Here is a 9,406-nt window from a genome sequence, read left to right on the forward strand (position 1 = left end):
CTGTTCGTATGAAGGAGGCGCTATGACCACTTTGTGGGCCGTCTCCGATCTCCACGCGGCGGTGCGTGTGAACGGGGAACGTATCGATGAACTTGTCCCGCCGAACCCCAACGATTGGCTGATTGTTGCCGGCGACGTGGCCGAGCGCATTGACCTTGTTATCAACACCTTGGCGCGGCTAAAGAACCGCTACGCCACCGTCATTTGGGTGCCCGGCAACCACGAGCTCTTCTCCCGCGGCCAGGACGCCTACCAGGGGCGCTCGAAATACGATCGCCTCGTTGAAGGCTGCCGGGAAATTGGCGTGATCACCCCGGAGGATCCGTTTCCGGTATTTGGAGGGGTCACGGTGGTCCCGCTGTTTACGCTCTACGATTACAGCTTCCGTCCACCAGGCACCACGGTGGAACAGGCGCTGGCGAGTGCGAAGGAGAAGCAGATCGTCATGACTGATGAATTTGCTATCGCCCCCTTCGTCGATGTGCGCGCGTGGTGCTGGGACCGCCTGGCCTATTCGATCAAGCGGCTGTCACGCGTCGAGGGTGAAACCGTCCTCATTAACCATTGGCCGCTGGTGCAGGAGCCGACGCTCTATTTGCGCTGGCCCGAAGTGGCCTTGTGGTGCGGCACCCGCCATACGCGTTCTTGGCCGCGGCGCTATAACGCTAAGGCAGTGATTTATGGTCACCTCCACATGCCTAATCGCGCCAACGTTGACGGGGTAGACCACATTGAGGTGTCCCTGGGCTATCCGCGTGAGTGGCAGGCGCATGGCGGTCTTCAGTCCTGGCCGTACCCGGTGCTTACCATCGATGAGAAGACGGGGAGGGCCGAGCATGCTTGAGCCTTCTCTCTTCCCCGAGTCAGCGCGCTTTTGTTATGTGCGTACAGATGAGTCGATGACCAACCTTCTCAACTACCACCACCTATCCCCGGAAGAACGTTCTGTGGTCTCCCAGGCCGTGGACGTCCGCAAATCCGAGTTTGGGGATGCCCGCTGGTGTGCTCACCAGGCCTTGAAGGAACTCAACTACACAGGTGATGAACCTATTCTGCGCGGTGAGCGGGGCATGCCATTGTGGCCGGAGGGCTATACCGGATCGATGACGCACACCGAAGGTCTGCGCGCAGCTGTGGCAGCTCCCGCCACGCACGTGCGCTCTATGGGGCTTGACGCCGAGCCGGCGGAGCCTCTTCCGGAGCACGTGTTGACGATGATCGCGCGGCCAGGGGAGATGCCGCAGTTGGCGCAGTTGCACGCAGCCGGAATTTCCTGCCCGGACCGCCTCTTGTTCTGTGCGAAGGAAGCGACCTACAAGACGTGGTTCCCCATGACTCGCCGCTGGCTCGATTTTGACCAGGCCGAGATCGATCTGCGCCTCGACGGCACTTTAGTTTCCTACCTTTTGGCGCGGCCGACCCCGGTGCCCTTCATTACTGGGCACTGGATAATCAGGGATGGCTATGTCATCGTTGCCACCGCTGTCCCCGCGCTTAACTTTGACCGTTAAAGCAGGCAACTACAGCGTCGAGGGGCGCGCAACAAAAACTGTGGCCAGGCGCTTTCCCTTTTCCTTAATCAGAGCGATGGAACGGCCCTGCGGATCTACGGCCGCGTAAGTACCTTTCAGCCCGCGCGGCTCCAACCATTTGCCCATGGCCAAGGCCTGGGCCTCATCGTCGGTGACCTCCAAGACCGGATAGCTGCGGGCGAGTGCCTCATCAAGGCTTAAGGACAGCTGCGGGGAGTCTTCGAGCGCAGAGAGGGGGAGGGCGTCGTTAAGCGTAAAAGGCCCTACCTCCGTGCGGCGCAGCGCGGTGAGATGCCCGCCGACGCCGAGCGCTTCTCCCAAATCCCGAGCCAGCGAGCGGATGTAGGTGCCCGAAGAACAGGCCACCGACACGTCCAGATCGATGAACTCTCCGGTGCGCCGCGTATCGAGGATATCGAAGCGGCTGACCGTTACCGGGCGAGCTGGAATCTCAATTTCTTCGCCCGCACGCACCCGTTCGTGGGCACGTTTGCCATCCACCTTGATGGCGGACACCGCTGCCGGACGCTGCATAATATCGCCGGTCAAGGCAGCAATTTCGTGCGCAATGTCTGAGTCTTCCACAGCGGTTGCCGGTTTGCCCCACGTTGTTTCCCCCTCCGCGTCGTCGGTGTGGGTTGCCATGCCCAGGCGAATCGTGGCGTCATAAGCTTTGGTGGAGGCCACCATGTGGGCAAGAAATTTGGTGCCGCGCTCGATGCCTACGACGAGCACTCCAGTAGCCATCGGATCAAGCGTGCCCGCGTGCCCCACCTTGCGGGTGTGGAAGAAGCGGCGGAGTTTTCCCACGACGTCGTGCGAGGTCATGCCGGCGGGTTTATCGACGACCACGAGGCCGGAACGTTCGAGCGGATCAGTCATGCCCTGCAGTCTAGGGCACCGGCCGCAGTGGGATAGCATGGTGCCCGTGGATATTTGGTACGGAATCGATAGCATCCCTGCTGACCTTGGCTCGACCTCGGTGACGATTGGCGTCTTCGACGGCCTGCACCGCGGACACCAACAGCTCGTGACGAAGGCCGTCGAGCACGCGCGAAGCAATGGCCAGCGCGCCGTCATGGTGACCTTCGATCCGCACCCAGTCTCCGTGTTCTTGCCGGAGCGTGCTCCTCTCTCCGTGATTACGTTTGAGCGCCGTATGCAGCTGGCGGAAGAGATGGGCATCGAGGCCGTTCTCGTCATCGACTTCACCGAAGAACTACGAGGTGTTGGGCCGCGCGAGTACGTGGCAGACCTCCTTGTGGGGCGCTTGCACGCAGAACACGTCGTGGTGGGGGAGAACTTCACGTTCGGCGCGGGTGCGGCCGGCACCGCGGAGGCGCTGGCGGAATTCGGAACCGAGTTCGGTTTCGGCGTTGACATCGTGCCCTTGCTTGACGACGGCGGCGAGCGCATCTGCTCCACCAACATCCGCGCCGCTCTTGCCAAGGGCGATATTGCACGCGCGAATTGGGCGCTGGGGCGCCATTTCACAGTGACTGGGCCCGTTGTGCGCGGTGCAGGACGCGGCGGAAAGGAGCTTGGTTTCCCAACCGCCAACCAGTATTTCCCGGAATCCGTCGCCATCCCGGCCGATGGCGTGTACGCGGGCTGGTTCGTAGTCGAGCCCACCGGCGCCCCTCTGGAAGGTGACATGGAGCCCGGCGTTCCTTATCCAGCCGCTATCTCGGTGGGCACGAACCCCACCTTTGGTGACGAGGAGCGTTCGGTGGAGTCCTTTGTGCTGGACCGCGACGCTGATCTCTACGGCCACGAAGCCACCGTGCACTTTGTTGACCACGTGCGCGACATGGAGAAATTCAATTCCGTGGAGGAACTCCTGGTAGCTATGGAGCGTGACGTTGCCCGAGTTCGTGAGATTCTTGCCCGCGAGGCTTAAATGAAGATCATCCTCGACCTCGACACCGGAATCGACGATGCCCTAGCGCTCGCCTATGCCGTGGCGCACCCCGACCTCGAGCTGATCGGGGTAACGGGTACCTACGGCAACGTGCCGGTGGCTTTGGGAGTGCGCAACTCGCTGGCGTTGCTCGAGCTTCTCGACGCCGAGGAGGTCCCCGTCTTCACCGGCCCGACGCGGCCGGGCTTTCGCGTTGCTCCCATTTCAGCATTCATCCATGGCCGCAACGGCCTTGGGGAAGTACTTCTGCCTCCGCCGCGGCGCAAAGCCTACGACGATGCGGTCGGCTTCCTCATCCGTTCGGTCCGCGAGCATGGCGAGGACCTGGTTATTGTGCCAACGGGGCCGTCGACAAGCATTGCAGCCGCCATGCGCGAGGACCCGGACTTTGCCCGCAACGCCCGCATCGTCATGATGGGCGGCGCGCTAACCGTGCCCGGAAACGTCACTCCTTATGCCGAGGCCAACGTCTTCCAAGATCCCCAAGCCACGGACTATGTCTTTCGCCATGCACAGAACCTCACGATGGTGGGGCTCGATGTCACGTTGCGCACGTTGCTCACCACGGAGCATACGAAGCAGTGGAGGGCCACGCGGACGGGCCGGATCTACGCGGACATCGTGGACTACTACATCCGCGCCTATAAAACGACGTCTCCGCACCTTGGTGGTTGCGGGCTCCACGACCCTTTAGCGGTAGCAGTGGCAGCCGATCCTTCGCTGGTCACCTGCCTCGACCTGAATCTGCGGTGTGAGGAGAACGGGCGCACGATCGGTGACCCGGAACGCCTTAACGACCCCACCACTCGCGTGGCCGTTGCTGTCGATGACGCGCGCTTCGTCGATGATTTGATGTCGAAGCTGGGCAGCCTCTATACTTCTACTTCGGCTTGCTGACTGCGGTCCACAGTAGTCACGGGCAGCGCCACCAAGGCGCAACATTTCATGTGGACTGAAATACAATAGGAGATTTTTCCATGGCTTTGAGCACCGAGAAGAAGGCTGAAATCCTCAAGGAGTATGGCCTGCACGAGACCGACACTGGTTCCCCGGAGGCACAGGTTGCGCTGCTGACTTCCCGCATCAACAACCTGACCGAGCACCTCAAGGACCACAAGCACGATCACCACTCCCGTCGTGGTCTGCTGCTCATGGTTGGTCGCCGTCGTGGCCTGCTGAAGTACCTGGCTGCTAACGACGTTGACCGTTACCGCGACCTGATTTCTCGCCTGGGTCTGCGCCGCTAAGCGCTGAACTTTTCAACCCCCGCACCTTGTGTGCGGGGGTTTTCTTGTCCCATCTGCTAAAATCCTTGGGCGTTGTCAAAAACATCGAAGAAGAGGCGGCACCGAAGATCGCCATGACAGCTCCAAGGAGAGTTTCATACATGAGCGCTAAGAACGCTAAGAAGCAACCAAACAATTCCGTCGAGTTTCTTATCGACGACGATTACGGAATCACCGAGGCCATCGCCACCCTGGATAACGGCGATTTCGGCACTCGCACCATCCGTTTTGAGACGGGCCAGCTGGCTCGCCAGGCCGGTGGCTCCGTGACCACTTATCTGGACGAGGACACCATGCTGCTGTCCACGACCACCGCTTCTAACCAGCCGCGCGAAGGTTTCGACTTCTTCCCGCTAACCGTGGACGTCGAGGAGCGCATGTACGCCGCGGGTAAGATCCCGGGCTCTTTCTTCCGCCGCGAGGGCCGTCCCTCTACTGAGGCTATTTTGGCCTGCCGCCTCATCGACCGCCCGCTGCGCCCGACCTTCGTGAAGGGCTTGCGCAACGAGGTTCAGGTCGTTGTCACGGTCCTCTCCATGGACCCGGAGGAGTACTACGACGTCGTTGCCATCAACGGCGCTTCCGCCTCCACCCAGCTTTCCGGCCTGCCGGTATCCGGCCCGGTGGGCGGCGTGCGCATGGCACTGATTGCTGATGATAAGCACCCGAAGGGCCAGTGGGTGGCCTTCCCGAACAACGAGCAGCACGAGCGTGCTCTTTTCGAGATGGTCGTGGCCGGCCGCATCGTGAAGAAGGGCCGCAAGGACGACGTAGCCATCATGATGGTCGAGGCCGGCGCTGGTGTGAACGTAGCCGAGCGCATCAAGGAAGGCGCACCGGCTCCGCAGGAGTCCACCGTGGCTGAGGGCTTGGAAGCTGCGAAGCCTTTCATCAAGTCCCTGTGTGAAGCGCAGGCAGGTCTGGCGGAGCGTGCGGCCAAGGAGACACAGGAGTTCCCGCTCTTCCCGCCTTACGGTGATGATGTTTACACCGCCGTCGAAAAGGCAGCCTCCAAGAAACTGGAGAAGCTGCTTACCATCCTGGGCAAGCAAGACCGCGACGACGCCACTAATGAGTACATGGAGCAGGTCGAGGCTAAGCTCATCGAAGACTTTGATGACCTCGATGAGGCCGATGCATCCAAGCAGATCCGCAACGCTTTCAACGCCGTGATGAAGGACATCGTGCGCACCAAGATCCTCACTGAGGGCTTTCGCATCGATGGCCGTGGTGTGACCGATATCCGTGACCTCGGCGTGGAGGTTGACCTCATCCCGCGTGCTCACGGTTCCTCCCTGTTTGAACGTGGCGAGACCCAGATCCTGGGTGTGACCACTTTGGACATGCTGAAGATGGAGCAGCAGATCGACTCCCTGACCCCAGTGGAGTCCAAGCGTTACATGCACCACTACAACTTCCCGCCGTACTCTACCGGCGAGACCGGTCGCGTAGGCTCCCCGAAGCGCCGCGAGATTGGTCACGGTGCGCTGGCTGAGCGCGCGCTGCTGCCGGTGATCCCTTCCCGTGAGGACTTTCCGTACGCCATCCGCCAGGTGTCTGAGGCCCTCGGCTCGAATGGTTCTACCTCCATGGGCTCCGTCTGCGCATCCACCTTGTCCCTCTACAACGCGGGCGTTCCGCTGAAGGCTCCGGTGGCAGGCATCGCCATGGGCTTGGTTTCTGGTGAAGTTAACGGCAAGGAAAAGTTCGTGGCACTCACGGATATTCTCGGTGCTGAGGATGCCTTCGGCGATATGGACTTCAAGGTTGCCGGTACGTCCGAGTTCATCACCGCCCTGCAGCTGGACACCAAGCTGGATGGCATTCCTTCGCACGTGCTTGCCGACGCCCTCGAACAAGCCCGCGACGCCCGTGCCGCCATCCTCGACACTATGTCTGAGGTCATCGAGGGCCCAGACGAGATGTCTGGCCTGGCACCGCGCATTACCTCGGTGACTATCCCGGTGAACAAAATTGGTGAGCTCATTGGCCCGAAGGGCAAGACCATCAACGCCATCACCGAGGAAACCGGCGCCGATGTCTCCATCGAAGAAGACGGAACTGTGTATATCTCTGCCGCTACCGGTGAAGCAGCCGACGCTGCGATCGACCGCGTGAATAGCATTGCTAACCCGCAGCTGCCGAAGGTGGGCGAGCGCTTCCTCGGCACCGTGGTGAAGACCGTGGCTTTCGGCGCCTTCGTTTCCCTGACCCCGGGTCGTGATGGTCTTGTACACATCTCGAAGCTGGGCGGCGACGAGCGCATTGAGAAGGTCGAGGACGTCGTCAACGTTGGCGATAAGATTCAGGTCGAAATTGCCGACATTGATAATCGCGGCAAAATCTCCCTGGTTCCGGTTGAGGAGGACTAATCCTCAAGCCGCCTAGGAGCTCTACTAGGAAGCTCTATTAGATCGAGGGCCCTGCCCCCAGCAGACATAGCTTGGGGCAGGGTCCCTATCGTTCCACTCCGGGTTAGTCTTGGCAATCGAGTACGAGGCGTTTAGGGTCTTCCAGGAAAGTCACCGAGTACGGCGTTTTCTTGTGTAGACCAATGATTAATTGGGTTTGTGCCTCGAATGAGGTCGTGTATACGACTTCGCTCACCACACCAGTACCGGGTGTAACTCCCGGTTTCATATATCTTTCTTCGAGCTCGGGCGTGGAGGGCCACGGGGTTCCTTCGATCCCCAGATTGAGAAATGTGTTTCCTTCTACCTCAACTGGGTAGCCTGATGCCTGTTGCCGCGGATCGTCGGTATAAGCCGTGAACCACCCCGGCTCACCTTCTCCTTCGAGGTCAACTACCACCCGCGTGAAACCGTCGTGAGCACCTACGCGCACGCCCGTCGGGGTGAGGCCACCCAACCGCTCCGGCATGCGGTGTTGGTCTTCGAGCGCCGGCATACCCATCCCTGCAAAGGCAGCAACATTGGCGTCCTGCTGTGAGGGAGCAGCTTGCGTTTTACTGGGCGGCGGCTCCGGCGCATCGGTGGCGGTAAAGCTAGAAGGAATTGCACTGAGCTGCGGCGCCGGAGTCGTGTCCGCTCCGCGCTCCGCGCATGCGGTTAGCGGCATCACGCATACGGCGCTAACGGCTGCGATGATGGCGACGGAAGAAGATGAGTGCGTCATTCTTTGTTCTCTATTTCTTGAGCTGTACCAGTTGGATGAGGTTTCCTACGGTGTCATCGAAGACGGCGATGATGGAGGGGCCGACGTCGGTAGGCGCCATAGTGAAATGCACTCCCTTTTCAGTGAGCTCGCTATACTCCCTTTCCACGTCTGCGGATAGGAACTGGGTGACAGGGATACCGTCAGTCTTGAGTGCAGCTGCGTAGTCCTTGGCCGCGGGGTGGGCCTTGGGCTCGAGCAGGAGCTCTATATTCCCTTGGTCTTCTGCATTGGTGACTGTGAGCCACCGAAAGTCTCCGTGGGTTACATCGTCCTTGACTCGAAAGCCGAGCGTATCGACATAAAAGTCGTGCGCACGGGAAACATCATCGACGGGTACTGAAGCAATGTAGATCTGCATTCACTCCATCCTAACCGGCATGACTAAGAACAACCGGTCCCAATGCCAGCAGTTGGGGCGAGCCTGGCCGGGCCTCGTCAGATCAGTCGTCGTCTTGTTCGACGACGGTGTTTAGAAGGGGATGTCGTCGGTGTCGGCATCTGTGTCGGTCTTGCTTTTGTTCTCGGCTTTGGCTTTGGTTTGTTGTTGTGTGTAGTCGTCGAGTTCTTGTTTGAGGTGTTGGGCTTCCTCGCGTACACGTTTCCGGGTGGCGGTGATGTGTTGGGCGACTGTTTGCGCCCACCGTTTCTGCTTTGGCGCTAGTGGCCCGTCAGCTTCGGTGATAGTCCAGGTGCCGTCTTCGAATAGCCAGATGGCATCCCCGCTGTAGGGGTCTAGCAGGTAGTTGAGGGTGCCATCGGTTTTCATGTTGTGATGCCCTTGGCATAAACACGCCAGGTTCTTCGGGTGGGTTGGCCCGCCTTCAGCCCAGTTATGCCGGTGATCTAATTGGCTAAGATAAGCAGGCTCTTCACATCCGCCAACCCGGCAGATACCGTCGCGTCCTTCGACAATCTTGCGCATGATCAGGCCTGGCTGGTAGCCGTCAGCTTCAGCGATATCACCGGTTAAATCCCGTGTCTTGTCATGTGGCATGGGCTCAGCCCGCCAGCCGAAGCCTTCAATATAGGTTGGTGCATTCTCAATGTCGCGGGCTTGGTAGGTGTGTAACACCACGGTGGCTGGTGGCTTTATCTCACCGGATAGCAGTTTGATGACTGCCTCAGGCACAGTGATGTTTTCTTTGGCGGCGGTTTTATGGATGAAGGCATCGAGTTTAATGCCGGTGTCTTCCCCAACTTGCAGTTCCAGCCAGGCTGAGGTGCCGTTAGAAGAAAACCGGTAGGTATCTTTAGGGCGGGTATCCCGGTAGGCGATGGAGTCATCGAGGGTTTTACATATGTCGCGGACTTTGCGCCTGATTTGGCTGCGAGTAGGAAAAGCCTGATTCGGCTTCGAAGGGGTAAAGAAATCAGCCAGGATTGTGTCGATGAAGTCTAGGGTTTCACTAGTCAAGGCTGTTAGTGCTGACATGGGCTGATCAATAGCAATCAAGGATTCAATGTCGAGCAGGCAGTGGGTGTCTTGTATG

General features: G+C 59.7%; 10 protein-coding genes. 6 read left to right on the plus strand and 4 right to left on the minus strand.

Features of this window, described 5'->3' with window-relative positions; translation table 11 throughout:
- Nucleotides 1-22: 22 nt before the first annotated feature.
- Together HMPREF2537_RS07235 and HMPREF2537_RS07240 are read left to right on the plus strand one after the other, a co-directional pair.
- Entirely contained in the window at nt 23-844 is an 822-nt protein-coding gene (locus HMPREF2537_RS07235) for a metallophosphoesterase family protein (protein WP_070527091.1), read from the plus strand.
- Nucleotides 837-1,511, plus strand: a complete 675-nt coding sequence (locus HMPREF2537_RS07240; RefSeq protein ID WP_070527094.1) for a 4'-phosphopantetheinyl transferase family protein — start codon at nt 837-839, stop codon at nt 1,509-1,511. The genes HMPREF2537_RS07235 and HMPREF2537_RS07240 overlap by 8 nt, the downstream gene beginning before the upstream one ends.
- A gap of 9 nt (nt 1,512-1,520) precedes the next feature.
- On the opposite strand, the gene truB is transcribed toward HMPREF2537_RS07240, so the two are convergent.
- Complete coding sequence (truB, locus tag HMPREF2537_RS07245; protein ID WP_070527097.1) at nt 1,521-2,414, minus strand: tRNA pseudouridine(55) synthase TruB; 894 nt, start codon at nt 2,412-2,414, stop codon at nt 1,521-1,523.
- Between the two features lie 37 nt (nt 2,415-2,451).
- Between truB and HMPREF2537_RS07250 the strand changes: the two genes are divergently transcribed.
- The 4 genes from HMPREF2537_RS07250 to HMPREF2537_RS07265 all read left to right on the plus strand — a co-directional run bounded on the left by HMPREF2537_RS07250 (nt 2,452) and on the right by HMPREF2537_RS07265 (nt 7,111).
- Nucleotides 2,452-3,432, plus strand: coding sequence for a bifunctional riboflavin kinase/FAD synthetase (locus HMPREF2537_RS07250; RefSeq protein ID WP_070527100.1), 981 nt, complete (start codon nt 2,452-2,454; stop codon nt 3,430-3,432).
- Nucleotides 3,433-4,350 (plus strand): nucleoside hydrolase, encoded by a 918-nt coding sequence (locus HMPREF2537_RS07255; protein ID WP_070527103.1) that lies wholly within the window; start codon nt 3,433-3,435, stop codon nt 4,348-4,350.
- Between the two features lie 80 nt (nt 4,351-4,430).
- The gene (rpsO, locus tag HMPREF2537_RS07260) at nt 4,431-4,700 is read left to right on the plus strand and encodes a 30S ribosomal protein S15 (protein ID WP_010190317.1); all 270 of its coding nucleotides are present in this window, start codon (nt 4,431-4,433) and stop codon (nt 4,698-4,700) included.
- Nucleotides 4,701-4,840: 140 nt separating this feature from the next.
- Complete coding sequence (locus HMPREF2537_RS07265; protein ID WP_070527106.1) at nt 4,841-7,111, plus strand: polyribonucleotide nucleotidyltransferase; 2,271 nt, start codon at nt 4,841-4,843, stop codon at nt 7,109-7,111.
- 103 nt (nt 7,112-7,214) lie between these two features.
- Here the strand turns inward: HMPREF2537_RS07265 and HMPREF2537_RS07270 are convergent, their stop codons facing one another.
- The 3 genes from HMPREF2537_RS07270 to HMPREF2537_RS07280 form a co-directional block, all read right to left on the minus strand.
- Nucleotides 7,215-7,874 (minus strand): AMIN-like domain-containing (lipo)protein, encoded by a 660-nt coding sequence (locus HMPREF2537_RS07270; RefSeq protein WP_070527109.1) that lies wholly within the window; start codon nt 7,872-7,874, stop codon nt 7,215-7,217.
- A gap of 10 nt (nt 7,875-7,884) precedes the next feature.
- Nucleotides 7,885-8,274 carry a VOC family protein gene (locus tag HMPREF2537_RS07275; protein ID WP_070527112.1) on the minus strand — a complete coding sequence of 130 codons (390 nt, stop codon included), beginning with the start codon at nt 8,272-8,274 and terminating at the stop codon, nt 7,885-7,887.
- Between the two features lie 111 nt (nt 8,275-8,385).
- Nucleotides 8,386-9,406: HNH endonuclease signature motif containing protein (locus HMPREF2537_RS07280; RefSeq protein ID WP_148138140.1), on the minus strand; the 1,021-nt coding region annotated here is incomplete at its 5' end.

The sequence above is a fragment of the Corynebacterium sp. HMSC074E01 genome (assembly GCF_001808885.1).
GTDB lineage: Bacteria > Actinomycetota > Actinomycetes > Mycobacteriales > Mycobacteriaceae > Corynebacterium.

Excerpts from the sequence above, each read along its gene's own strand:
- HMPREF2537_RS07270 (WP_070527109.1), bottom strand. The coding sequence starts at position 7,874 with ATGACGCACTCATCTTCTTCCGTCGCCATCATCGCAGCCGTTAGCGCC.
- HMPREF2537_RS07265 (WP_070527106.1), top strand. The coding sequence starts at position 4,841 with ATGAGCGCTAAGAACGCTAAGAAGCAACCAAACAATTCCGTCGAGTTT.
- HMPREF2537_RS07250 (WP_070527100.1), top strand. The coding sequence starts at position 2,452 with ATGGTGCCCGTGGATATTTGGTACGGAATCGATAGCATCCCTGCTGAC.
- truB (WP_070527097.1), bottom strand. The coding sequence starts at position 2,414 with ATGACTGATCCGCTCGAACGTTCCGGCCTCGTGGTCGTCGATAAACCC.
- HMPREF2537_RS07240 (WP_070527094.1), top strand. The coding sequence starts at position 837 with ATGCTTGAGCCTTCTCTCTTCCCCGAGTCAGCGCGCTTTTGTTATGTG.
- HMPREF2537_RS07235 (WP_070527091.1), top strand. The coding sequence starts at position 23 with ATGACCACTTTGTGGGCCGTCTCCGATCTCCACGCGGCGGTGCGTGTG.
- HMPREF2537_RS07275 (WP_070527112.1), bottom strand. The coding sequence starts at position 8,274 with ATGCAGATCTACATTGCTTCAGTACCCGTCGATGATGTTTCCCGTGCG.
- HMPREF2537_RS07255 (WP_070527103.1), top strand. The coding sequence starts at position 3,433 with ATGAAGATCATCCTCGACCTCGACACCGGAATCGACGATGCCCTAGCG.
- rpsO (WP_010190317.1), top strand. The coding sequence starts at position 4,431 with ATGGCTTTGAGCACCGAGAAGAAGGCTGAAATCCTCAAGGAGTATGGC.